Raw genomic sequence first — 21,617 nt, 5'->3', positions numbered from 1 at the left:
GCCGATCCTTTGGATCAAGCCGACGCAAACCACGCTCCCACACTGGCCGTGAGCCGTCCCGGCGGCATCCCGATTCGCTCGCATACCTCAGTGACACTCTCCGGCGACGTGGCCGCAAACACTCCGTAGAAAACCTCGTCCTCAGGTACTGCCACGGCACCCACGAGGCGCACCACACTGAATTCGCCGTCGCTGTTCTCCAGTGCCGCCTGCAGCCTCGTCACCAGACGCTCGACGGCGTCCTGAGTCAAGTTCGCGAGATACCACTCTGCGAAATAACACGAAACGCAATCCACCGAAGCATCCATGTCCCGCACGCTATGCGGAACCGCATAACAAGGAATCGGGAGATTCCCTAGGTTGAGGGCTCGGAGCACGTGGCCCTACGACCACGTCACATCTCCCTCGGCACGCGGACCGCCGCCTCACCTCCCTAAACTCGTACCATGCCTGTGGCCATCGATGCTAAGCGAGCGAGTCGTCATGTCTGAAGAGAAGCCGCCCGGCGAGATCCTTCCGGAAAGCGAATGCTGGAACCTGTTGGGCAGTGTGTCGTTGGGGCGCCTAGTCACCAGCGCTGATGGGATTCCCGAGATTTTTCCGGTGAACTTCGTCGTCCAGCGCAAGACGCTCCTGTTTCGCACCGCGCAGGGCACCAAGTTGGTCAGCACTGCGGTCAACCGCGACGTGCTCTTTGAAGCCGACGATCACAACGTCGGCGAAGGATGGAGCGTCATCGTGCGGGGCGTCGCGCGGACCGTGCACGACGACGACGACCGTGCGGAGGCCGAGCGGGCGCAATTACTGCCCTGGACCACGCACGCCAAGGACCACTACATCCGGGTGCTTCCGCGACGCGTCACCGGCCGGCGCTTCCGCTTCGGTTCGTAGCGGCCGGCTAGCGCCTGCGTCGCCACACGATGATCCCGACAACGGCGAGCACGGCGACGATCGCTGCGATCGGCACCGTCTGCTTCGGATTGTCGGTGGCGGTGTGGCGGAGCGTGTCCGCCTTCTCGACGACGCGCTCCTTGGCCTCGGCCGCCCTGTCCTTGGCGTGCTCCTTGGTCTCGTCGACTTTCTCCTTCGCGCGCGTCTTCACATCCAGCTTGGCCTGCAGCGCCTCAACCGTCTCGCCGAGTTCCTGGCGGGTCTGCTCGATGTCGGCCTCGATGTCGTCGACGCCCGCATCCGGTCCGGGCTCGGGGCGTGGATTCGGTGCGGTCATGACCGGGCGTCCTTTAGTTCTTGGATGTCTGCTTTCACCGTTTCAACGGTCTTCGGCGCCGCCGGTGTGACCTCCCGAGCCTGGCTGCGTCCCACCAGAGCCGCGATACCCGCGATCACGAACAGCACTGCCGCAACGATCAGCGCCGCGGCCCAAACGGGCAGCACGAGAGACAACGCCGCCACCCCCGCCGCGATCAACGTCGCCGCGCCGAAGAAGGCCAGCAGGCCCGCCACGCTGAACAAGCCCGCGCCGATCCCGGCATGTCGGGCCGATTCCTGAAATTCCTTCTGCGCCAACCGCATTTCGTCACGGATCAACCGCGATGTCTGCTTCGACAACTGGCTCATCAACTCGCCGACCGACGCGTCAGCGCCAGGCCTGGATTCCACCGTCATCACATACCAACCTCTGACTTGTCTTGACGTGTCGCGACAGTGATGCCCGTGGTCAACACGCCCGAAACACCAAAGCCCCTTTGAATGCATCTGCTGACCGTTATCTGAGCGACGACGGGAAGGGCGGCAGAACCGCAGGTGGGACCGGAGATCGAGGCCGCGGTCGACTTTCAATGCGGCTCTACCATGCCGAAGCGGTCACCATTTGGAAACGGCGCGGTGCGGCGTGGCGTGTCCTTGACAACAGGCTGCTGATATTAACGCGGTCGTATGGACGCGACCTCGGTACGGCATGCAAGGTCTGCTGCCTCGGTTGAACGAATGTGTGAGCGTGAGTGGAGGGATCAACGTCGATGACGACCTTTAAAGGAGTCAACATCGCGGCAGCCGTGGGGGCTGGTTTGTTGGGTGCGGCCATCGGAGTGGCCGTCGCACTGAGTCCGGTCGCCTCGGCCGGGGGATATGAATGTGTGGAATCGAAGGGCGGCGCACCTGCCGGCGCACCCGGGGCGCCCGTCTGTGCTCCGCTGACAGATATGGCCGGCGTGCCGATGGCACTTCCCGGCCCGCCTCCTATCGCGCCGCCGTTGGTGCCGCCCGTCGTGCCTCCGCCGCTGGTGCCGCCGCTTGTGCCCCCGCCGCTGGTGCCGCCGCTTGTGCCCCCTCCGCTGGTGCCGCCGGTGGCCGGAGCTCCGATCGTGGGCGGCGCTCCCGCAGTGGTAGGCGCTCCGCTCACGGAGATGGGCGGACTGGCCGGAAAGGGCAAGGGAGACCCATCCCGTCCGCCGGCGCCCGGAGCGCCCGTTCCGGGTCAGCCCACTCCGCCAGGGCCGGCGACCTGACGGCCCACCGAGGATAGTCCCTCCGGTTTGGCCCGGCGGCGAGCAAGTCTCGCGGCCGGGCCAAATCCATTGGTTCCCAATTAATTTGGACTAATCTCCGCAGGGCGGGCCGCTGTAGCCGAACCGTGACGGAGACTTAACCGAATTGCCCAGGCGCTCTTGGTCTTAAAGCGCTCCGGCTGCCCTACCATTATTGACATTGTTGTAATTTCAAGGGAGGCACCAAGATTGCGTGCTGTACTTCGGTGTGTTCTCGCCGCGGTTGTCGTCGCCACCAGTGTGGTCGCAGGGCCGGCCGGCGAAGGTGCGGCGGCCGCTAGTCAGGCGGTGAGAGGTGCCATCGCCTCCATACTGCCCGCCGAGGATCAGGTCGTGGGGATTGCACATCCCGTGATAGTGACGTTCAAGCACTCCGTCGTCGACCGGGATGCGGCCGAGCGGTTGCTCGACATCACCTCGACACCCCCGATGACGGGTACGTTCGAGTGGCTCGACGCCAAGACCGTCCATTGGGCGCCCGACGAATTCTGGCCCGCCCACAGCACCATTGCGCTGTCTGTCGGCGGCTTCAAGACGAACATCGCCACCGGCGCAGCGGTTGTCGGCGTGGCCAATATCGCTGACCACACCTTCACGGTCACGATCGACGGGGTCCCACCCGACAAACTGCCTTCGCCGCACCACCGGCCCTTCTTCGGTGAGCCCGGGGTCTTTCCGGCCTCGATGGGCAGACCCGAATACCCGACGCCGGTGGGGACATTCCCGGTGTTGGCCAAAGAACGCGAAGTGAAGATGGATTCGAGCAGCGTCGGCATCCCCGTGACCGCAGACGACGGCTACCTGCTCGACGTGGAATGGGCTGTAAGGCTCACCAGACGTGGCATCTTCGTGCATTCGGCACCGTGGGCGATCAACTCACTGGGCCACGAGAACGTCAGCCACGGATGCATCAGCCTCAGTCCTGCAGACGCCGAGTGGTACTTCGACAACGTCAAGGTCGGAGACCCGGTTCTGGTGCAGGAGAACAACGTCGAGGTGCCGCGGCCGCGGGTCGAACCGGCGAATCCTGAGGTTCCGCGGGTGATCGCCCGGTAAAGGGACTTCGCGTTCAAGGACGCGACTGGTCCACGATCTCCTTGGCGATCTTGAGCAGCGGCACATTGGAGTCCTGCGACAGTTTGCGGAGCAGATCGAAGGCCTGGACGGCGTCGACGCCGTAGCGTTCCATCATCATCCCCTTGGCCTGTCCGATAATGTCGCGGCTGGCCAGGGCCTGCCTGAACTGTTCGTCGCGGCGCGCGGCGTTCCAGGCCACCGACGAATGGGCGGCGAACACCAGTCCCAGGCTTCTGGACTCCTCACCGAAGGCGTCGGGTTCCTCGGAATAGACGTTGAGCGCGCCCATCGTCTCGCCCTCGATGAACAACTGGAACGCCATGATTGAGCGAATCGGCGTCTCCGCCAAGGCATCCTGGCGATAGAGCGGAAAACGGTCGTCCGTGTGGAGATCGGCGACGTAGACGACCTTCTTGTCCCACGCCGCGGTCAGGCACGGACCCTCCTGGTGGCGCTGCTGAATCTTGTCCAACAGCATCGGGTACATATGCGTCGCCGCAGGCGTCTCGACGCTCTTGGGCTTGCGGGTGATCGTGATACCGGCGTACCGGGCCCCGGGGATCTCGACGGCCGCATGTTCGGCCAACTCCGCGATCACGGTGTCCGCATCGGGTCGGCTGTAGAGCCCGCGCACCAGCTCCGCGATGCGCAGGTGCGCGTCCTCGCGTTCGTCGGGTCTGTTCGCCATCACCATTCGGAGTCCTTCACCGTCGTCCAGATTACGCGGGCAAGTTCAAGATCGACCTGCCGACAGCTCGTAATTATCGGTGACGAAAGCCGCCGCCAGTGCATTTTCATCTGCATCGCGGATCCGTGCGCTACAGCGCCCTCAGATACCGGTCGGTGACCACTCGCTGGACCAGGGACGTCGCCGGCGACCCGAGGCGACTCCACCAGGTCGCGTGCCGCGAGAACGCCGTCACCACGGCCGAGACTTCGTCAGAAGCCGGGTCGTAGCGGACCAGGAACAGCTCCTCGCCCGACTCTGCGTGACCGGGCAAGGTGCCGTAAGCGAATCCGCGGGCGTGGCGGTTGTCGACGAGGTAGACCACGCGACACGGTGCCGCGATCGGGCCGAGGTGTACCAGGACCTCCGAGCCGACCTCGGCGACCTCCGTCGTCGCCTCGACTCGCACCCCTGCGCCGCGCAGCATGCCCCAGCGCATGCCGGCCGCCGCGGCTTCGTCGAAGCGGTCGCGGCCGTGGCCGATGACCGCCGTCTTGTGCACGTGGTGGTAACCGGGCGGCAGCGTGCCGGCGGTGGCGCCCACCTCGGGATACGTCAGCGGGAGCGCGGCGAGATCGCTGAGCCTCACCCGCGCTACCTTGCCATCGTCGGCGTACGGTCGGTGACATGACCACCCCCGTCGCACAGGCGTCCGGCACGTTCACCATCGGCGACCTGACGGTCAACCGGCTCGGCTTCGGCGCAATGCGGTTGACCGGCAAGGGAGTCTGGGGTCCTCCCCAGGACCGCGACGAGTGTCTGCGGGTCCTGCGGCGCGCCGTCGAACTCGGGGTCAACTTCATCGACACCGCCAACTCCTACGGCCCCTACGTCTCCGAGGAACTGATCCGCGAGGCACTGCACCCCTACGACGGTGTCGTCGTCGCGACCAAGGCCGGGTTGCTGCGCACCGGGCCCGACGTGTGGCCGGTGCTCGGCTACCCGGAGTACCTGCGCCAGGAGTGCGAGATGAGCCTGCGCCGCCTTGGCGTCGAGACCATCGACCTGTTCCAGCTGCACCGCATCGACACGAAGTTTCCCGCCGAGGACCAGGTGGGCGAGCTGCTCAAGCTGCAGCAGGAGGGCAAGATCCGCCATATCGGCCTGTCCGAGGTCACCGTCGACCAGCTCGAGGCCGCACAGAAGGTGGCCCCGATCGTCACCGTGCAGAACATGTACAACCTCAGCGTCCGCTCCGCCGAACCGGTGCTCGATGCCTGCGAAGCCCGCGGCATCGGGTTCATCCCGTGGTTTCCGCTGGCCGCCGGGCCACTGGCCGCGCCCGACGGGCCACTGCAGCGCATCGCGGCCGACCATCACGCCAAGGCCTCGCAGTTGGCGTTGGCGTGGCTGCTCAAACGCTCGCCGGTGATGCTGCCGATACCCGGCACCTCCAAGGTGGCCCATCTGGAGGAGAACGTCGCCGCCGCGGAGATCGAGCTGTCCGACGACGAGTTCGAGACATTGAGCAAAGCCGGAGCCGCCGGCGACTGAGCGAGGCAATACGGTGGACGGGTGAGCTCTGAGCGGCCGCCCGGTGGTGGCTTCAATCCGCCGGTCGCCACCGATAGCGGTGGACCCGACTACGGACGTTTCATCGAAGCGGTCCGCACGTTGCAGGATCATGCCCGCGCAGCCGACGCCCCAGACGATGTCATCAGCGAAGCCGCCGACCAGATCGAGAAGGTCTCGCAGCTGCTCGCCCCCTACTACGCCGACGAATGGTCCTCACCCTCCGGCCGACGGCTGGACCTGCCCAACCGCGGCAACATCTTGTCGATCCCGCTCGACGTGCACGTCACCGACGATCAGCGCATCGAAGGCACCACCGAGTTTCGCCGCTTCCACCTCGGCCGCAACGGGGCTGCGCACGGCGGCAGCGTCGCGCAGCTGTTCGACGCCCTGCTGGGTTTCACCGCGTTCAAGCTCAGCGGCAGTAGGGCCCAGCGCACGGCATTCCTGCACATCGACTACCGGCACATCGCGCACGTCGAGAAGCAGTTCCAGGTGCAGGCGGGGATCGACCGGATCGAAGGCCGCAAGATCTTCGTCTCCGGGCGATTGCTCGACAGCGACACCGTGCTTGCCGAGGCACAGGCGCTGTTCGTCAAACTCAAACCGGGTCAGCCGTGAACGCCGCCGAGGTGAAACGGCGTCTTGGGCGGTGGCGCGACCGGGTCCGGGACCGTCGCTCGATCAACTTCGCCTACCGCATCGGGGTGGGCGTCGTCGGTGCCGTGGTCCTCGGGCTGGGCATCCTGGCCATCCCGTACCCGGGCCCGGGCTGGGCGATCGTCTTCGTCGGCCTCGGCATCTTGGCCACCGAGTTCGAGTGGGCGCGACGCCTGCTGGGCTACGCCAAGGAGCGCTACGACAAGGCGATGGACTGGTTTCATCGTCAGCACAGCATCGTCCAGATCATCGGCGGAGTGTTCACCGCGCTGGTGGTGTTCGCCACGCTGTGGCTGTTGGGCGCGGTCCACTTCTTCGGCGACCTCGTCGGGCTGGAGCACAAGCTGCTTCAGAGCCCTCTGGGCATCGGATCCTGACGGGGCCGATCGCAGGTGGGCACCGATAGCATGGTCGCGTCCTCGAGTCTGTTGACAATGAAATTGGAGAGTCACCGATGAGCGCCGCCACCAACCGCACCCCAGCAGCCCCGATCCGGGTCGCTGCCGGGACGACTGCGGGGGAGGCGGTGCGCGAGGCGGGCCTGCCGAGCCGGGGCGCATCCGACGCGATCGTCGTCGTCCGCGACGCCGAGGGCCGGCTGCGCGATCTGTCGTGGGCGCCCGACACCGACGTCGAGGTGACTCCCGTGGCCGCCGACACCGACGACGGCCGCAGCGTGCTCCGGCACTCCACCGCGCACGTGCTCGCACAGGCCGTGCAGGACCTCTTCCCGCAGGCCAAGCTCGGCATCGGTCCGCCCATCGCCGACGGCTTCTACTACGACTTCGACGTCGAGCGCGCGTTCACGCCCGAAGACCTCGCTGCGCTGGAGAAGCGCATGCGCCAGATCGTCAAGGAAGGCCAGCTGTTCTCCCGGCGCGTCTACGAGTCGAAAGACCAAGCGCGCGAAGAACTCGCCAACGAGCCCTACAAGCTCGAGCTGGTGGACGACAAGTCCGGCGACCCCGACGTGATGGAGGTCGGTGGGGACGAGCTGACCGCCTACGACAACCTCAATCCCCGTACCCGCGACCGTGTTTGGGGCGATCTGTGCCGCGGTCCCCACATCCCGACGACGAAATACATCCCGGCGTTCAAGCTCACCCGCAGCTCGGCGGCCTACTGGCGCGGTAACCAGAACAACGCCAGCCTGCAGCGGATCTACGGCACCGCCTGGGAGTCGCAGGAGGCGCTCGACAAGCACCTCGAGCTCATCGAGGAGGCGCAACGCCGCGACCATCGCAAGCTCGGCGCCGAGCTTGACCTGTTCAGCTTCCCGGACGAAATCGGTTCGGGGCTGGCGGTTTTCCACCCCAAGGGTGGGATCATCCGCCGTGAGCTCGAGGACTACTCGCGGCGCAAGCACATCGAGGCCGGCTACCAGTTCGTCAACACCCCGCACATCACCAAGGCCGAGCTGTTCAAGATCTCCGGCCACCTCGATTGGTATGCCGACGGCATGTTCCCGCCGATGCATCTCGACGCGGAACTCGACCCCGACGGCACGGTGCGTAAACCCGGCCAGGACTACTACCTCAAGCCGATGAACTGCCCCATGCACTGCCTGATCTTCCGCTCGCGTGGGCGTTCGTACCGCGAACTTCCGTTGCGTCTCTTCGAATTCGGCACGGTGTATCGCTACGAGCTCTCCGGCGTCATACACGGGTTGACGCGGGTGCGCGGGCTGACGATGGACGACTCGCACATCTACTGCACCCGCGAACAGATGCGCGACGAGCTGACCTCACTGCTGCACTTCATCCTCGACCTGCTCGCCGATTACGGCCTGACCGACTTCTATCTCGAGCTGTCGACGAAGGACCCCGAGAAGTTCGTCGGCTCCGACGAGCTGTGGGAGGAGGCCACCAACGTGCTGGCCGAGGTCGGCGCCGCCTCGGGGCTCGACCTCGTGCCCGATCCCGGCGGCGCGGCGTTCTACGGCCCGAAGATCTCGGTGCAGGTCAAAGACGCGCTCGGCCGCAGCTGGCAGATGTCGACCATTCAGCTGGACTTCAACTTCCCGGAGCGCTTCGAGCTGGAGTACACCGCCGCGGACGGATCGCGACAGCGACCCGTGATGATCCACCGCGCGCTGTTCGGCTCGATCGAGCGGTTCTTCGGCATCCTCACCGAGCACTACGCCGGAGCCTTCCCGGCGTGGCTGGCGCCCGTGCAGGTGGTCGGCATCCCCGTCGCCGACGACCACGTTCCCTACCTGAATGGCCTTGCGACGCAACTGAAGATGAAGGGTGTCCGGGTTGAGGTGGACGCCAGCGACGACCGGATGGCCAAGAAGATCGTCAACCACACCAACCAGAAGGTGCCGTTCATGTTGGTGGCGGGGGACCGCGACGTCGAAGCCGACGCCGTCAGCTTCCGCTTAGGTGACCGCACGCAGATCAACGGTGTACCGCGCGACAAGGCCGTCGCCGCGATCACCGACTGGATCGCCAGCCGTCGAAACGCCGCTCCCACAGCCGAACTGCTCGAGGCGGGTACCGCCAAGTGAGCGCCGAAGAGCAAGCCGACAGCGGCATCGACGAGCACACGGTGGTCGACCGCGGCGCCGGCGACCCCGACCATCTGCAGCGGCTCTGGACGCCGCACCGGATGAGCTACATCGCCGAAGCGCCCATGAAGGGCGGGTCGGCGGGTTCGGGCAAGTCCCGCCAGCCGTTCACCGACATCCCCACGATGCCCGACGAGGAGGGACTGGTCGTCGCGCGCGGCGAGTCCGTCTACATCGTGCTCAACCTCTACCCGTACAACCCGGGGCACTCGATGGTGGTGCCCTACCGACGGGTGTCGGAATTGGAGGACCTCAACCCCGACGAGAGTTTCGAGCTGATCTCGTTCACGCAGAAGCTGATTCGCGTGATCAAGTCGGTCTCTCACCCGCACGGTTTCAACGTCGGGCTCAACCTGGGCCAGTCCGCGGGCGGCTCGCTGGCCGACCATCTGCACATGCACGTGGTCCCCCGCTGGAGCGGCGACGCGAACTTCATCACGATCATCGGCGGCTCGAAAGCGGTGCCGCAGTTGCTGCGTGAGACCCGTGAACTGCTGGCCACCGAGTGGGCGAGACAGCAGTGAGCAACTTCTACCTGATGACCCGCGCGGCGTACGAGAAGATCAGCACGCCGATTGCCAAGGGTGCGCTGCGCGCGGGGTTCACCCCGGACAGCATCACGATTCTGGGCACCGCGGGGTCGGTGCTGGGGGCGTTGACGCTGTACCCGATCGGTCATCTGTGGTGGGGCTCGTTCGTCGTGTGGCTCTTCGTGCTGGCCGACATGCTCGACGGTGCGATGGCCCGCCAGCGCGGCGGAGGCACCCGATTCGGGGCGGTGCTGGACGCCACCTGCGACCGCATCAGCGACGGCGCCATCTTCTGCGGGCTGCTGTGGTGGGCGGCGTTCGGGCTGCAGAGCGCATCGCTGGTGGTCGCGACGGCGATCTGCCTGGTGACCTCGCAGGTCATCTCCTACATCAAGGCCAGGGCCGAAGCCAGCGGACTGTCGGGGGAGGGCGGTCTGATCGAACGTCCGGAGCGGCTGATCATCGTGCTGCTGGGTGCGGGACTATCCGGTCTGTTCGGGGTGGTGTGGCTGCTGCACATCGCGATGTGGGTGCTCGCGGTGACCAGCCTGGTGACGCTGGGTCAGCGTGTGCACAGCGTGCGGACCTCACCGGGAGCGATGGACCGAATCGCCAAACCCGAGGCCACCGACGCGGGCGGGGACGAACCGGAGGCGGACGAGCCGTGACGACCAGCCCCTCGGGACCGTCGGCCATTGCCAACCCGCTGGGTGGCCGGTTGGCGGACTGGGGGTACGCGACGGGCTGGCGGATGGTGCGCGCGATGCCGGAATTCTTCGCACGCAACACATTTGATGCCGGTGCTCACTTCGCGGCGCGCGGCGGTGGGCCCGAACAGCTGCGCAAGAACCTGGCCCGTGTCGTCGGTGTACCGCCCGAGCAGGTGCCCGACGGCCTGATTCGTGCTTCGCTTGCCTCCTACGCCCGATACTGGCGGGAGGCTTTCCGATTGCCGACGATGGACCACGAGGCGATCGCCCGCGAACTCGTCGTCGACGACGTCGACCTGCTGTGGGCCGCGTTGGACGCCGGCCGCGGCGCGGTGCTGTCGCTGCCGCACAGCGGCAACTGGGACATGGCAGGGGTCTGGCTGGCCCAGAACTACGGCACGTTCACCACGGTGGCCGAACGCCTCAAGCCCGAGTCGCTGTACAACCGCTTCGTCGCGTACCGGGAGGGTCTGGGATTCGAAGTCGTCCCGCTGACCGGCGGTGACCGGCCGCCGTTCGAGGTGCTTGCCGAGCGGTTACGCGACAACCGGCCGGTATGCCTGATGGCCGACCGTGACCTCAGCCGCAGCGGGGTCGAGGTCGATTTCTTCGGCGAACCCACGCGCATGCCCGCGGGCTCGGCCAAACTCGCCATCGAGACCGGGGCGGCACTGTTCCCGGTGCACTGCTGGTTCGAAGGCGATGGGTGGGGCATGCGCGTGTTTCCCGAGATCGACACGTCATCGGGCGACGTCACCGTCATCACCCAGGCGTTGGCCGACCGGTTCGCCCGCAACATCGCCGCCCACCCGGCCGACTGGCACATGATGCAACCGCAGTGGCTGGCCGACCTGTCGGCGGAGCGACGGGCGAGGCTGGAGGCCAGCCCGTGAGGATCGGCATGGTCTGCCCGTACTCATTCGATGTGCCGGGCGGAGTGCAATCGCACGTGTTGCAGCTGGCGGAGGTGATGCACGGGCTGGGCCACCACGTCAGCGTCCTGGCCCCCTCGTCGCCTGGCGCGCATCTGCCCGACTACGTCGTCTCCGGCGGCAAAGCCGTGCCGATTCCGTACAACGGATCGATCGCACGCCTCCGGTTCGGACCGGCCACACACCGCCTGGTCAAGCGGTGGCTAGCCGACGGCGACTTCGACGTGCTGCACCTGCACGAGCCCAACGCCCCCAGCCTGTCGATGCTCGCCCTCAACATCGCCGAGGGCCCGATCATCGCGACCTTCCACACGTCGACCACAAAGTCGTTGACGCTGACCGTGTTCGAGCCGATCCTGCGGCCGATGCACGAGAAGATCGTCGGGCGCATCGCGGTTTCGGACCTGGCCCGCCGCTGGCAGATGGAGGCGTTGGGCAGCGATGCCGTCGTCATCCCCAACGGGGTGGATGTGGGGGCGTTCGCGTCCGCGCCGCTGCTCGACGGCTATCCCCGCCCGGGTAGGTCGGTGCTGTTCCTGGGCCGCTTCGACGAACCGCGCAAGGGCATGGCCGTGCTGCTGCGCGCACTGCCCACACTGGTCGAACGGTTCCCCGACGTCGAGATCCTCGTCGTCGGTCGCGGAGACGCGGACGAACTGCGTGACGATGCCGGCGACCTCGCCTCGCATCTGCGCTTTCTCGGTCAGGTCGATGACGCGGTCAAGGCGTCGGCGATGCGCAGTGCCGACGTGTACTGCGCCCCCCACACCGGCGGCGAGAGCTTCGGCATCGTGCTCGTCGAGGCGATGGCCGCAGGCACCGTCGTGGTCGCCAGCGACCTGGACGCGTTTCGGCAGGTGCTCGACGATGGGAGGGCCGGCCGCCTCGTCCCGGTCGACGACGCGGCGGCGCTGGCCGAAGGGTTGATCGAGGTGCTCGCCGACGATGCGGTGCGCGAACGCTACGTCACCGCCGCGACCCACGCCGTCCGGCCCTACGACTGGTCGGTGGTGGCCCGACAGATCATGCGGGTGTATGAGACAGTCTCCGGGTCGGGCACCACGGTGACGGTTTCCGGCGGTGACAGCTCAGCCAAGGCCACGGCGACGGCGAGGACCAGGAAGGCGACCGGAGGCGTCCGGTGATCACCTGGATCGTCGTGATCACGCTGGCGGTGCTGGTCGTGGTCATCCTGGCGGTCGGCGCGTGGGCGCTGCAGACCGCCAACCGGCTCGACCGGCTGCATGTGCGATACGACCTGTCCTGGCAGGCGCTCGACGGAGCATTGGCCCGCCGCGCCGTCGTCGCCCGCGCCGTGGCCGTCGATGCCTACGGTGACGGGCCGGAAGCCACCCGGCTGGCCGTGCTGGCCGACGCCGCCGAACGGGCACCGAGGTCTGCCCGCGAGGGCGCCGAGAACGACCTGTCCGCGGCGCTGGCCCAGGTGGATCCGGGGTCCGTGCCGCAGGCTCTGGTCGCCGAACTGGCCGACGCCGAAGCGCGGGTGGTGCTGGCCAGGCGATTCCACAACGACGCGGTGCGCGACACGCTCGCCCTGCGCGAACGGCCGGTGGTGCGCATGTTGCGGCTCGGTGGAACCGCCGCGCTGCCAACATATTTCGAGATCGTCGAGCGGCCCGAGACGGTACCGGAGGGCGGTCGGAGGTGAGCTGGCGCACGTCGGCGCGGGTGATTCTGCTCGACGAGGCCGGCGCCGTGCTGCTGTTTCGCGGTTCGGACCCGGCGCTGCCCGACGCACCGCGCTGGTGGTTCACCGTCGGCGGTGCTGTTGAGGCGGGGGAGGAACTCGCGGCCGCCGCAGCACGGGAGGTCGGCGAGGAGACCGGTCTGCGGGTGGCCGCCGCCGACCTGGTCGGCCCGCTATGGCGGCGGCAGGCGGTCTTCGAGTTCGACGGTTCGGTGATCCGCAGCCAAGAGCTGTTCTTCGTGCACCGCACAACACGATTCGAGCCGACGATGGGCGGTCACACAGCGCTGGAACGGCGCATGATCCACGGCTACCGCTGGTGTGATGGAACGGTGATTCAAGAGTTGGTTGCCGGTGGCGAAACCGTCTACCCGCTGCAACTCGGCGAACTGCTCGATCAGGCCGCCGTTCTGGCCGACGGGCCGACCCGCCCCGCGGGGCCGACAGTGCAGATTCGCTGACGGGTCGTCAGCCGGCCACGATCAAATCGTGCGCCCCGGGTGCCCACGCCTTCTCGAAGACGTCAATGGGCACTTGTTCGCCGTCGCCGTCCTCGCTCCCGCTGTCGGAGAGGTAGACGATTCCGGCCTCCGGGTCCACACCGCTCACGACGACGGAGTGGTCGTCGTCGGTGTGGCTGCCGTCCTCCGCCCAGATCGTCTCGGAGTTGACGCCCGCGATCAGTCGACGTCCGCTGTCGAGGTATGTGATGAGCGCGGGAATGCCGGTGGCCAAGCCGGTTTGGGCGGCCAGATCATCGTCGGTGGCGGTGGCGTTGACGCCGTAGTGCTTCAGGAGAAGCACCTGGTCGTCGGAGTCGGTTCCGTTGTCCGAGTTCGGATCGTTCGGATTGGGGGGTGTGTAGATCGGCCGGTCGCTGCCGGGACTCTTGAGGTTCGAGGCCACCGCAACGATTTCCTGCTCGGTGGGTGCCTTCCCAGTGCTCAGGCCCACGACGGTGGCGACCGCCATCAGGCCGCAGTCCTGGAAGTTCTGCTGGCTCCAGTAATTGCTCGCTTCGTCGGGGTCACCGTGCATCTCCGTCGGAAGCATCGGACTCTCCGCGACACCGGGTGTCCCCACTGAGGCGAACGCGACTTCGTGCGTGACGTCCACGGCGCCGACCCCCCAGACGCCCAGTGTCAGCGCGGCCACCAGCGACGTGAACCCGATGGGAGTGCTCGTCATCTGGCCGCTCCTGTCGTTCCTTGGACCCGGATTCAGCGGACAGCCAGTCGGCTCCCAGCTTCGCGGGGGGAGCTTATCGTCCACGGATCGCCGGCGTCAGCGCATCGGAGATGTACAGCGGGGGGCGTGGACGTCAGGTGACGCCGCGGCCGAATCGTGCGGCTTCAGGTCTCTCCCACGCAGCGTGGGTCACTCGGGCGCTGCTGGATTGTCGGCTATCGCCGGTGTGATGAGACAATGACACCTGAACTGATTCCCGGTGGGGGAGCCGTCACGGCAGCGGTTCGCAAGTCACCGTCCGCGAACTGCGGATTCAATTGATTTGGCGGCCCCACTACACTGGATCGGTAGCAATTCGGAGGAGATAGCAGTGGAGACCGCAGCGAACGGCTCGCATCACAACGGCTCTGGCCACACCGGAACAGCCCGGGTGAAGCGCGGCATGGCCGAGATGCTCAAAGGCGGCGTGATCATGGACGTGGTCACTCCCGAGCAGGCCAAGATCGCCGAGGGCGCCGGTGCGGTGGCGGTCATGGCGCTCGAACGGGTGCCCGCCGACATCCGCGCTCAGGGTGGCGTCGCGCGCATGAGTGATCCCGACCTCATCGAAGGGATCATCTCGTCGGTCACCATCCCGGTGATGGCCAAGGTCCGCATCGGCCACTTCGTGGAGGCACAGATTCTGCAGAGCCTCGGCGTCGACTACATCGACGAGTCCGAAGTGCTGACTCCGGCCGACTACACCCACCACATCGACAAGTGGAAGTTCACCGTGCCGTTCGTGTGCGGTGCGACCAACCTCGGCGAGGCGCTGCGCCGCATCACCGAGGGCGCGGCGATGATCCGCTCGAAGGGCGAGGCCGGCACCGGCGACGTGTCCAACGCGACCACCCACATGCGTCAGATCGGCGGTGAGATCCGTCGGCTGACGTCGCTGTCGGAGGACGAATTGTACGTCGCGGCCAAGGAATTGCAGGCTCCCTACGACCTGGTCGTCGAGGTGGCTCGGGCAGGCAAGCTGCCGGTGACACTGTTCACCGCAGGCGGCATCGCGACCCCGGCCGACGCGGCGATGATGATGCAACTCGGCGCCGAGGGCGTGTTCGTCGGCTCGGGCATCTTCAAGTCCGGCGACCCCGCAGCGCGCGCCGCGGCCATCGTCAAGGCCACCACGTTCTACGACGATCCCGACGTGCTGGCCAAGGTGTCGCGCGGGTTGGGTGAGCCGATGGTCGGCATCAACGTGGAGAGTGTCGCAGCGCCACACCGGCTCGCCGAACGCGGCTGGTAACCGACCGAATGGCGATCGAACAAATCCTCGATCTCGAACAGCTCGAGGTCAACATCTATCGGGGAAGCGTGTTCAGCCCCGAATCCGGGTTCCTGCAGCGCACTTTCGGCGGACACGTGGCGGGCCAGTCGCTGGTGTCTGCGGTGCGCACGGTCGACCCGACGTTTCAGGTGCATTCGCTGCACGGCTACTTCCTGCGCCCGGGCGATGCCAAGGCGCCAACGGTCTACATCGTCGAGCGGCTGCGCGACGGCGGGTCGTTCATCACCCGCCGCGTCAACGCGATCCAGCACGGCGAGACCATCTTCTCGATGTCGGCCTCCTTCCAGACCGACCAGAGCGGGATCGAACACCAGGACGCGATGCCGGTGGCGCCGCCACCCGACGACTGCCCGGGACTGACCGAGATCAAGGCGTTCGACGACGCGGGCTTCAACCAATTCGCCGAGTGGGACGTCCGCATCGTGCCGCAGGAGAAGCTGACCCGATTGCCCGGCAAGGCTTCTCAGCAGCAGGTGTGGTTCCGTCATCGCGATCCGCTGCCCGACGACTATGTTCTGCACATCTGCGCGCTGGCCTATATGAGCGATCTGACGCTGTTGGGTTCTGCGCAGGTGCACCACGCCGGGGAGCGTAAGCATCTGCAGGTGGCCTCGCTCGATCACGCGATGTGGTTCATGCGGTCGTTTCGCGCCGACGAGTGGCTGCTCTACGACCAGTCGTCACCATCGGCCTCCGGGGGCCGGTCGTTGTGTCAGGGCAAGATCTTCAACCAGTACGGCGAGATGGTGGCGGCGGTCATGCAGGAGGGGCTGACCCGCTTCAAGCGCGACTACACACCGTGAGCACTGCGCACGTCGGTGTCCTTGCGCTACAAGGCGACACCCGCGAACACCTCGCGGCGCTGCGCGAGGCCGGGGCGGAGGCGTCGACCGTGCGACGGGTGCGCGAACTGGAGGCCGTGGACGCGCTGGTGATCCCCGGCGGGGAGTCCACGGCGATGAGCCACCTGCTGCGCGAACTCGATCTGCTCGAACCCCTGCGCTCGCGCCTGGCCGCCGGTATGCCCGCGTACGGCTCGTGTGCGGGGATGATCCTGCTGGCTTCCGAGATTCTGGATGCCGGGTCGGCGGGCCGGGAGGCCACGCCGCTGAAGGGGATCGATATGACGGTGCGGCGCAACGCTTTTGGCCGCCAGGTCGACTCGTTCGAAGACGACATCGCCTTCGGCGGCGTCAACGGGCCGGTGCACGCCGTGTTCATCCGGGCACCGTGGGTCGAACGCGTCGGACCCGAGGTCGAGGTGCTCGCCGAGGCCGCCGGTCACATCGTCGCGGTGCGGCAGGGCAACCGGCTCGCGACGGCCTTCCACCCGGAGATGACCGGCGACCGCCGCATCCACAAACTGTTCGTCTCGATGCTCTCCGAGTAGCGATTTGTGCACACTGAGGAGCGGTGAGCGCTCCTAACGGTGCACAAATCGCCAGAAGGGTTAGCGGATTTCGAGGCCGGTGACCGCGCGGCCGATCACCAGGCGCTGAATTTCGCTGGTGCCCTCGAAGATCGTGAAGATCTTGGCGTCGCGGTGCATCCGTTCGACCGGATACTCGCGGGTGTAGCCGTTGCCGCCGAGAATCTGGATCGCCTCGTCGGTGACGTAGACCGCGGTCTCGCTGGCCACCAGCTTGGCCATCGAACCCTCGGCATTCTCGAACGCCTTGCCGTTGCGCGCCATCCAGCCGGCCCGCCAGACCAGCATGCGGGCGGCGTCGATGCGGGCCTTCATATCGGCCAACTTGAATGCGATGGCCTGGAATTCGCCGATCTTGCGGCCGAATTGCTCGCGCTGACCGGCGTAGTCGAGCGCGTACTCATAAGCGGCGCGAGCCACGCCGACCGCCATGGCGCCGACGGTGGGCCGCGTGCGCTCGAACGTCGCCAACGCGGCCTGGCTCTTGGCCCTCTTGCCCTCGCGCACCCGCGCGATGCGCTCCTCGAACTTGTCCCTGCCGCCGACGATCAGGCCGCCGGGGATGCGCACGTCCTCGAGCACCACCTCGGCGGTGTGCGATGCGCGGATGCCGTGCTTGAGGAACTTCTGGCCCTGCCGGAAGCCGGGGGTGTTCGGCGGGATGATGAACGTCGCCTGCCCGCGCGTACCGAGTTCGGGGTACACCGACGCGACCACGATGTGCACCTCGGCGATACCGCCGTTGGTGGCCCAGGTCTTGGTGCCGTTGAGCACCCACTCGTCTTTGGCCTCGTCGTAACGGGCGCGGGTGAGGATGGCGCCGACGTCGGAACCGGCGCCGGGCTCCGACGAGCAGAACGACGCGACCTTCGGCTCGTCGACGGTGCCGAACATCTGCGGCAGCCATTCGCCCATCTGCTCGGGGGTGCCGTTGGCGGCCAGTGACGCCGCGGCCAGGCCGGTGCCCAGGATCGACAGCGCGATACCGGCGTCACCCCAGAACATCTCCTCGAACGCGACGAGCATGCCCAGACCGGATGGTTCGCCGGCCTGCTCGGCGAAGAACTCCATCGAGTACAGGCCGACCTTCGCGGCCTCCTGGATGATCGGCCACGGCGTCTCTTCGCGTTCGTCCCACTCCGCGGCGGCAGGGCGGACGACGTCGGCGGCGAATTCGTGCACCCAGTCCCGGACGTGGACGAGATCCGGCGAGAGCTCAAGCGAGAAGGACATGCCGCTATCTTACTGCGGAGTAAGATAGCGGCGAAGTATTGTGGCAGACCTAACAGCGCCGGCAAGAACGGGGACGCCGCGATGACGATGGTCGAGGTCGAGCCGCAACCGCGCATCGATACCCTGGTCACGCTCTCAAATGGAAGCAACGCGCGGCACACCGAGTACACCGGAACCGCGTGGTTCGACGGCAAACCTCTCGTGTCGGGTCTGGCACTGCGCAGAGCACCGAACGCTCCCAAAGGCATCCGGACGCCGAACTTCTCGGCGTCGTTCTTTCTTCCCGACAGCCTCCCGTACAACCGGGCCTCGCTGAGCAGCGCGACGTTGACGGTGTCGGTGGTCCTGCAGGCCTCCGGCGAGACCGGCGCGATCGTCGACGCGGCCGTGACCTTCACCGACGACCCGTCGGGCACACCCACGTGGCTGCAACTGCACGTGCAGGGTCACATCGGCTGGCCGGCCGCCGTCGGCTACCGCGTCATCGCGCTGACGTCGCCCGACGCGGTTCGGTAGGGCGCATACGTCCACGTAGACTCGTCGGGCGGACTCAGCGCACGAAAACTTGGCGCACGAAAGCGCACGGAGAGGTACTACCTGCATGAGCGGCCATTCCAAGTGGGCCACCACCAAGCACAAGAAAGCCGTCATCGACGCCCGCCGGGGCAAGATGTTCGCCAAATTGATCAAAAACGTCGAGGTCGCGGCGCGTGTGGGCGGCGGCGACCCGGCGGGCAACCCCACGCTGTACGACGCGATCCAGAAGGCCAAGAAGTCGTCGGTGCCCAACGACAACATCGAACGCGCCCGCAAGCGGGGCAGCGGTGAGGAAGCCGGCGGCGCCGAGTACCAGAACATCACCTACGAGGGCTACGGGCCCAACGGCGTTGCGGTGTTGATCGAATGTCTGACCGACAACCGCAACCGGGCGGCCGGCGAAGTGCGCGTGGCGATGACCCGCAACGGCGGCAGCATGGCCGACCCGGGTTCGGTGTCCTACCTCTTCTCGCGTAAGGGCGTCGTCACCCTCGACAAGAACGACCTCACCGAGGACGACGTGTTGATGGCGGTGCTCGACGCCGGGGCCGAGGACGTCAACGACCTCGGTGATTCCTTCGAGATCATCTGTGAGCCAACCGATCTCGTTGCTGTACGCACGGCGCTTCAGGATGCTGGCATCGACTACGAGTCCGCTGAAGCCGGGTTCGTGCCCTCGGTGACGGTGCCGCTGGACGCCGACGGCGCGCGCAAGATCATGAAGCTGGTCGACGCGCTCGAAGACCTCGACGATGTCCAGGACGTCTACACCAACATCGATATCCCCGACGAGGTCGCCGCCGAACTCGACGCCGAGGACTAGATCGTCATCGCCACGCGGTAGTGGCGATGGGCGAACAGCCAGTTCCCGTCGACGCGCACCAGTTCATCGACATATTCGCCGACCAGTCTGCGGCCCGGTTGATCGCGCAACTTCATGAATTCCAGGCAGTACGACCGTGCGTCGGCCCGGTTGTCGCGCACGGTCAGCGACGCCATCTGGGTGAAGAACGCCATCTGCTCGATGGCTCCGAAGATGCCGTCCCAGTGGTCGCGCAGTTCGCTCTTGCCGCGGCACTCCCCGCCCGAACCGGTTCTGCGGCCGTCCTCGGTCCAGCACGCCAGATACGCGTCGAGGTCCTTGCGCATGACTGCGTCGCTGTAGATTTCGAGGCGCTCTCGGATGAGTTGTCTGTCTTCGGCGTGCCCGCTGAACGTCATTGGCTCATTATCGGGATGACGACTTCAACGAGCGGAGGCCGCGGGTATGGCCAGGGTGACGGTAACCGATCCCGAGGGGGAGACGGTGACGGTGCGGCGCTGGTGGTGGCGCACGATCCCATGGGAGACCGGGTTTTCCACACTGGACGCGTTCATCTTTCTGCTCGTCCTGCCGTTCATGGTGATGTGGCCGCTCTGGCTGTTGCTGAAGTGGCTCGGCGTGTCGTGGAAGATCGTCATCGAACGCGACGGCGAGCGGGTCGGACGCGAACGGGTGCGCGGCTGGCGCCGGTCGGGCGAGCGCATCTACGAGATCGCGGCGTCCGTGCAGGCAGGTACGTACCCGATCGATCCGGTCGAGCAGCCCGCGGCGTCCTGATGCGCGCTCAGCCCCTGCCGTTGGACCGCACGAGCTCGTCGTCGTCGCAGTCGATGGTGTGGTCGAACGCCTTGGCCCGCTCCTCGGCTTCGGGACTGCCGGAGAACATCCCCGCGGCCACGCGCTTGGTCTCGCCGGCGACGTCGCCACCGATCTCTGGTGCCGGAGCCGCTTCGGCGGGCTGAATGCGGTGGATCGGCACCACGCCGCCGGTGCGCTGCACCCAGTCGACCAAGCCTTCGCGAACCGTGCACTGCAGGTCGTACAGCGCACCGGCGTTGTGTGCGCTGACCACGACGCGCACCCGGACCACACCGCCGACCGCGTCGGTCACCTGCAGGACGCCGCGCCGGCCGTCCCAGAGGTCGCTTTCGGACAGCAGCCGGTCCAACTCGGCGCGCATGTCGTTGAACGGCACGTTGAAGTCGACGTCGAACTCGACGGTGCCCATGATCTCGGTGGCGCTGCGGGTCCAGTTCTCGAACGGCTCGGTGGTGAAATAGGTGGACGGCAACACGAGCCGGCGCTCGTCCCAGATCCGCACGACGACGTAGGTCAGCGTGATCTCCTCGATGCGGCCCCACCACTGACCGTTCTCGAGCTGGACGATGTCGCCCACGCGGATCGCCCCGGAGAACGCGATCTGCATTCCGGCGAACACCGCGCCCAGCGACGTCTGCGCGGCCAGGCCCGCGACCACCGACAACACACCGGCGGAGGCGAACACCGTGGTGCCGATGTCGGAGAACGACGGGAACGTCATCAGAATCGCGGCACCGCCGAGGATGACGACGACCGCGATCGCCAGCCTGCGCAGCACGGTCACCTGCGTCCGAACCCGGCGCCACAGCCGGTCGGCGTCCGAGATCTCCTCACCGCCCCCGCCGTACCGGGCGATCATGCGCCGCTCGGCGACGCGGACAAAGCCCGTGACCAGCCAGGTGATGGAGACGATCATCAGGATCAGCAGCCAGTGGTCCACCCACCCGCGCCACGAGTCCGTGGTCTCCGACGTCCGTCGCACCGCGACCGTCGCCGCGATCACCATCAGCAGCATGCGCACGGGTTTGCGCGTGAGCACCTCGATGTCCTTGATCAGCGCGCTGCGGCGACTGACGCGTGCCATCACCCAGGTCAGCACCACCCCGAACACGTACACGGCGGCGATCGCTCCGGCCGCCCAGGCAAGGGTGACGGCGAGGTTGCTTGCGGTCTGCAGTTCGGTCTCGTCGGGCATGGGAATGAGGTCAACTCCACGAATCGGGATCAGGTCCTCAATCGACGGTAGCCCTGTTGCCGCGTGAGGAAACATCGGCTTCGGGGCGTCGAACGCGGATTCTGCCTTCTCACAAGCACAATTGGCGG

The 21,617-nt window shown here is 66.7% G+C and carries 26 protein-coding genes and 1 pseudogene; 18 read left to right on the top strand and 9 right to left on the bottom strand.

Annotation, left to right across the window (positions count from 1 at the left end):
• Positions 1 to 14 precede the first annotated feature (14 nt).
• Complete coding sequence (locus tag CEX88_RS00685; RefSeq protein WP_066841529.1) at positions 15 to 308, bottom strand: hypothetical protein; 294 nt, start codon at positions 306 to 308, stop codon at positions 15 to 17.
• A 175-nt stretch (positions 309 to 483) separates the two neighbouring features.
• On the opposite strand from CEX88_RS00685, the gene CEX88_RS00680 reads away from it, so the two are divergent.
• Positions 484 to 891 carry a pyridoxamine 5'-phosphate oxidase family protein gene (locus CEX88_RS00680; protein WP_066841385.1) on the top strand — a complete coding sequence of 136 codons (408 nt, stop codon included), beginning with the start codon at positions 484 to 486 and terminating at the stop codon, positions 889 to 891.
• A gap of 7 nt (positions 892 to 898) precedes the next feature.
• Here the strand turns inward: CEX88_RS00680 and CEX88_RS00675 are convergent, their stop codons facing one another.
• Positions 899 to 1,228: a DUF3618 domain-containing protein gene (locus CEX88_RS00675; protein ID WP_066841384.1), complete on the bottom strand. Its 330-nt coding sequence runs from the start codon at positions 1,226 to 1,228 to the stop codon at positions 899 to 901.
• On the bottom strand, positions 1,225 to 1,626 hold the full coding sequence (locus CEX88_RS00670; protein WP_197696702.1) for a phage holin family protein: 402 nt from the start codon (positions 1,624 to 1,626) through the stop codon (positions 1,225 to 1,227). The genes CEX88_RS00675 and CEX88_RS00670 overlap by 4 nt, the downstream gene beginning before the upstream one ends.
• Positions 1,627 to 1,979: 353 nt before the next feature.
• Between CEX88_RS00670 and CEX88_RS25975 the strand changes: the two genes are divergently transcribed.
• Together CEX88_RS25975 and CEX88_RS00660 are read left to right on the top strand one after the other, a co-directional pair.
• Entirely contained in the window at positions 1,980 to 2,468 is a 489-nt protein-coding gene (locus CEX88_RS25975) for a hypothetical protein (protein WP_082961551.1), read from the top strand.
• A gap of 228 nt (positions 2,469 to 2,696) precedes the next feature.
• On the top strand, positions 2,697 to 3,563 hold the full coding sequence (locus CEX88_RS00660; protein ID WP_066841382.1) for a L,D-transpeptidase: 867 nt from the start codon (positions 2,697 to 2,699) through the stop codon (positions 3,561 to 3,563).
• Positions 3,564 to 3,576: 13 nt separating this feature from the next.
• On the opposite strand, the gene CEX88_RS00655 is transcribed toward CEX88_RS00660, so the two are convergent.
• Positions 3,577 to 4,272 (bottom strand): GAF and ANTAR domain-containing protein, encoded by a 696-nt coding sequence (locus CEX88_RS00655; protein ID WP_066841528.1) that lies wholly within the window; start codon positions 4,270 to 4,272, stop codon positions 3,577 to 3,579.
• Between the two features lie 130 nt (positions 4,273 to 4,402).
• Positions 4,403 to 4,900, bottom strand: coding sequence for a DUF1990 family protein (locus tag CEX88_RS00650; protein ID WP_094292041.1), 498 nt, complete (start codon positions 4,898 to 4,900; stop codon positions 4,403 to 4,405).
• Between the two features lie 38 nt (positions 4,901 to 4,938).
• On the opposite strand from CEX88_RS00650, the gene CEX88_RS00645 reads away from it, so the two are divergent.
• From CEX88_RS00645 to CEX88_RS00605, 9 genes and pseudogenes are all read left to right on the top strand, one after another.
• Positions 4,939 to 5,805 (top strand): aldo/keto reductase, encoded by an 867-nt coding sequence (locus CEX88_RS00645; protein WP_094292040.1) that lies wholly within the window; start codon positions 4,939 to 4,941, stop codon positions 5,803 to 5,805.
• 21 nt (positions 5,806 to 5,826) lie between these two features.
• A complete protein-coding gene (locus tag CEX88_RS00640; RefSeq protein ID WP_094292039.1) occupies positions 5,827 to 6,444 on the top strand; it encodes a PaaI family thioesterase in 618 nt (205 codons plus the stop codon).
• On the top strand, positions 6,441 to 6,860 hold the full coding sequence (locus CEX88_RS00635; protein ID WP_094292038.1) for a TIGR02611 family protein: 420 nt from the start codon (positions 6,441 to 6,443) through the stop codon (positions 6,858 to 6,860). The genes CEX88_RS00640 and CEX88_RS00635 overlap by 4 nt, the downstream gene beginning before the upstream one ends.
• A 77-nt stretch (positions 6,861 to 6,937) precedes the next feature.
• The gene (thrS, locus tag CEX88_RS00630) at positions 6,938 to 8,992 is read left to right on the top strand and encodes a threonine--tRNA ligase (protein WP_094292037.1); all 2,055 of its coding nucleotides are present in this window, start codon (positions 6,938 to 6,940) and stop codon (positions 8,990 to 8,992) included.
• A complete protein-coding gene (locus CEX88_RS00625; protein ID WP_064395353.1) occupies positions 8,989 to 9,576 on the top strand; it encodes an ATP adenylyltransferase in 588 nt (195 codons plus the stop codon). Before thrS ends, CEX88_RS00625 begins: the two co-directional genes overlap by 4 nt.
• Positions 9,573 to 10,250, top strand: coding sequence for a phosphatidylinositol phosphate synthase (gene pgsA / locus CEX88_RS00620; protein ID WP_066841375.1), 678 nt, complete (start codon positions 9,573 to 9,575; stop codon positions 10,248 to 10,250). The genes CEX88_RS00625 and pgsA overlap by 4 nt, the downstream gene beginning before the upstream one ends.
• Positions 10,247 to 11,185 (top strand): phosphatidylinositol mannoside acyltransferase, encoded by a 939-nt coding sequence (locus CEX88_RS00615; protein ID WP_274381056.1) that lies wholly within the window; start codon positions 10,247 to 10,249, stop codon positions 11,183 to 11,185. The genes pgsA and CEX88_RS00615 overlap by 4 nt, the downstream gene beginning before the upstream one ends.
• Entirely contained in the window at positions 11,182 to 12,369 is a 1,188-nt protein-coding gene (locus tag CEX88_RS00610; RefSeq protein ID WP_066841374.1) for a glycosyltransferase family 4 protein, read from the top strand. The genes CEX88_RS00615 and CEX88_RS00610 overlap by 4 nt, the downstream gene beginning before the upstream one ends.
• Positions 12,369 to 13,393 (top strand): annotated as a pseudogene (locus CEX88_RS00605) (NUDIX hydrolase). The gene CEX88_RS00610 and the pseudogene CEX88_RS00605 overlap by 1 nt, the downstream one beginning before the upstream one ends.
• A 7-nt stretch (positions 13,394 to 13,400) precedes the next feature.
• Here the strand turns inward: CEX88_RS00605 and CEX88_RS00600 are convergent.
• A complete protein-coding gene (locus tag CEX88_RS00600) occupies positions 13,401 to 14,120 on the bottom strand; it encodes a cysteine peptidase family C39 domain-containing protein (protein ID WP_082961549.1) in 720 nt (239 codons plus the stop codon).
• A 370-nt stretch (positions 14,121 to 14,490) separates the two neighbouring features.
• Here CEX88_RS00600 and pdxS point away from each other — a divergent pair, with 370 nt between their 5' ends.
• The 3 genes from pdxS to pdxT are packed head-to-tail and all read left to right on the top strand — an operon-like array spanning position 14,491 to position 16,843.
• The gene (gene pdxS, locus CEX88_RS00595; RefSeq protein WP_066841373.1) at positions 14,491 to 15,411 is read left to right on the top strand and encodes a pyridoxal 5'-phosphate synthase lyase subunit PdxS; all 921 of its coding nucleotides are present in this window, start codon (positions 14,491 to 14,493) and stop codon (positions 15,409 to 15,411) included.
• Between the two features lie 8 nt (positions 15,412 to 15,419).
• Complete coding sequence (tesB, locus tag CEX88_RS00590) at positions 15,420 to 16,256, top strand: acyl-CoA thioesterase II (RefSeq protein WP_066841372.1); 837 nt, start codon at positions 15,420 to 15,422, stop codon at positions 16,254 to 16,256.
• Positions 16,253 to 16,843, top strand: coding sequence for a pyridoxal 5'-phosphate synthase glutaminase subunit PdxT (gene pdxT / locus CEX88_RS00585; RefSeq protein ID WP_066841371.1), 591 nt, complete (start codon positions 16,253 to 16,255; stop codon positions 16,841 to 16,843). Before tesB ends, pdxT begins: the two co-directional genes overlap by 4 nt.
• Positions 16,844 to 16,903: 60 nt before the next feature.
• Here the strand turns inward: pdxT and CEX88_RS00580 are convergent, their stop codons facing one another.
• The gene (locus CEX88_RS00580; RefSeq protein WP_066841370.1) at positions 16,904 to 18,115 is read right to left on the bottom strand and encodes an acyl-CoA dehydrogenase family protein; all 1,212 of its coding nucleotides are present in this window, start codon (positions 18,113 to 18,115) and stop codon (positions 16,904 to 16,906) included.
• Between the two features lie 81 nt (positions 18,116 to 18,196).
• Here CEX88_RS00580 and CEX88_RS00575 point away from each other — a divergent pair, with 81 nt between their 5' ends.
• Both CEX88_RS00575 and CEX88_RS00570 read left to right on the top strand, forming a co-directional pair.
• A complete protein-coding gene (locus CEX88_RS00575) occupies positions 18,197 to 18,631 on the top strand; it encodes a hypothetical protein (protein ID WP_066841369.1) in 435 nt (144 codons plus the stop codon).
• Positions 18,632 to 18,716: 85 nt separating this feature from the next.
• Positions 18,717 to 19,475 carry a YebC/PmpR family DNA-binding transcriptional regulator gene (locus CEX88_RS00570; RefSeq protein ID WP_066841368.1) on the top strand — a complete coding sequence of 253 codons (759 nt, stop codon included), beginning with the start codon at positions 18,717 to 18,719 and terminating at the stop codon, positions 19,473 to 19,475.
• Here CEX88_RS00570 and CEX88_RS00565 read toward each other — a convergent pair.
• Positions 19,472 to 19,873: a YybH family protein gene (locus tag CEX88_RS00565; protein WP_066841367.1), complete on the bottom strand. Its 402-nt coding sequence runs from the start codon at positions 19,871 to 19,873 to the stop codon at positions 19,472 to 19,474. The two genes, CEX88_RS00570 and CEX88_RS00565, sit on opposite strands and share 4 nt — an antisense overlap.
• A 46-nt stretch (positions 19,874 to 19,919) precedes the next feature.
• Between CEX88_RS00565 and CEX88_RS00560 the strand changes: the two genes are divergently transcribed.
• On the top strand, positions 19,920 to 20,252 hold the full coding sequence (locus tag CEX88_RS00560) for a hypothetical protein (RefSeq protein WP_094292036.1): 333 nt from the start codon (positions 19,920 to 19,922) through the stop codon (positions 20,250 to 20,252).
• Positions 20,253 to 20,259: 7 nt separating this feature from the next.
• Here the strand turns inward: CEX88_RS00560 and CEX88_RS00555 are convergent, their stop codons facing one another.
• Positions 20,260 to 21,489, bottom strand: coding sequence for a mechanosensitive ion channel family protein (locus CEX88_RS00555; protein ID WP_066841365.1), 1,230 nt, complete (start codon positions 21,487 to 21,489; stop codon positions 20,260 to 20,262).
• Positions 21,490 to 21,617: the final 128 nt, after the last annotated feature.

Origin of the sequence: Mycobacterium neumannii, assembly GCF_002245615.1 — a bacterium.
GTDB lineage: Bacteria > Actinomycetota > Actinomycetes > Mycobacteriales > Mycobacteriaceae > Mycobacterium > Mycobacterium neumannii_A.
The sequence above is the reverse complement of the archived record's forward strand: the minus strand, read 5'-3'. Positions and strand labels throughout refer to the sequence as shown.

What these genes read in the sequence shown, in the direction of transcription:
- thrS (WP_094292037.1), top strand. Translation starts at nt 6,938, where the DNA reads ATGAGCGCCGCCACCAACCGCACCCCAGCAGCCCCGATCCGGGTCGCT.
- CEX88_RS00565 (WP_066841367.1), bottom strand. Translation starts at nt 19,873, where the DNA reads ATGACGTTCAGCGGGCACGCCGAAGACAGACAACTCATCCGAGAGCGC.
- CEX88_RS25975 (WP_082961551.1), top strand. Translation starts at nt 1,980, where the DNA reads ATGACGACCTTTAAAGGAGTCAACATCGCGGCAGCCGTGGGGGCTGGT.
- CEX88_RS00670 (WP_197696702.1), bottom strand. Translation starts at nt 1,626, where the DNA reads ATGACGGTGGAATCCAGGCCTGGCGCTGACGCGTCGGTCGGCGAGTTG.
- CEX88_RS00600 (WP_082961549.1), bottom strand. Translation starts at nt 14,120, where the DNA reads ATGACGAGCACTCCCATCGGGTTCACGTCGCTGGTGGCCGCGCTGACA.
- tesB (WP_066841372.1), top strand. Translation starts at nt 15,420, where the DNA reads ATGGCGATCGAACAAATCCTCGATCTCGAACAGCTCGAGGTCAACATC.
- CEX88_RS00560 (WP_094292036.1), top strand. Translation starts at nt 19,920, where the DNA reads ATGGCCAGGGTGACGGTAACCGATCCCGAGGGGGAGACGGTGACGGTG.
- CEX88_RS00655 (WP_066841528.1), bottom strand. Translation starts at nt 4,272, where the DNA reads ATGGCGAACAGACCCGACGAACGCGAGGACGCGCACCTGCGCATCGCG.
- CEX88_RS00580 (WP_066841370.1), bottom strand. Translation starts at nt 18,115, where the DNA reads ATGTCCTTCTCGCTTGAGCTCTCGCCGGATCTCGTCCACGTCCGGGAC.
- CEX88_RS00685 (WP_066841529.1), bottom strand. Translation starts at nt 308, where the DNA reads ATGGATGCTTCGGTGGATTGCGTTTCGTGTTATTTCGCAGAGTGGTAT.
- CEX88_RS00575 (WP_066841369.1), top strand. Translation starts at nt 18,197, where the DNA reads ATGACGATGGTCGAGGTCGAGCCGCAACCGCGCATCGATACCCTGGTC.
- CEX88_RS00680 (WP_066841385.1), top strand. Translation starts at nt 484, where the DNA reads ATGTCTGAAGAGAAGCCGCCCGGCGAGATCCTTCCGGAAAGCGAATGC.
- CEX88_RS00555 (WP_066841365.1), bottom strand. Translation starts at nt 21,489, where the DNA reads ATGCCCGACGAGACCGAACTGCAGACCGCAAGCAACCTCGCCGTCACC.
- CEX88_RS00570 (WP_066841368.1), top strand. Translation starts at nt 18,717, where the DNA reads ATGAGCGGCCATTCCAAGTGGGCCACCACCAAGCACAAGAAAGCCGTC.
- CEX88_RS00645 (WP_094292040.1), top strand. Translation starts at nt 4,939, where the DNA reads ATGACCACCCCCGTCGCACAGGCGTCCGGCACGTTCACCATCGGCGAC.
- CEX88_RS00675 (WP_066841384.1), bottom strand. Translation starts at nt 1,228, where the DNA reads ATGACCGCACCGAATCCACGCCCCGAGCCCGGACCGGATGCGGGCGTC.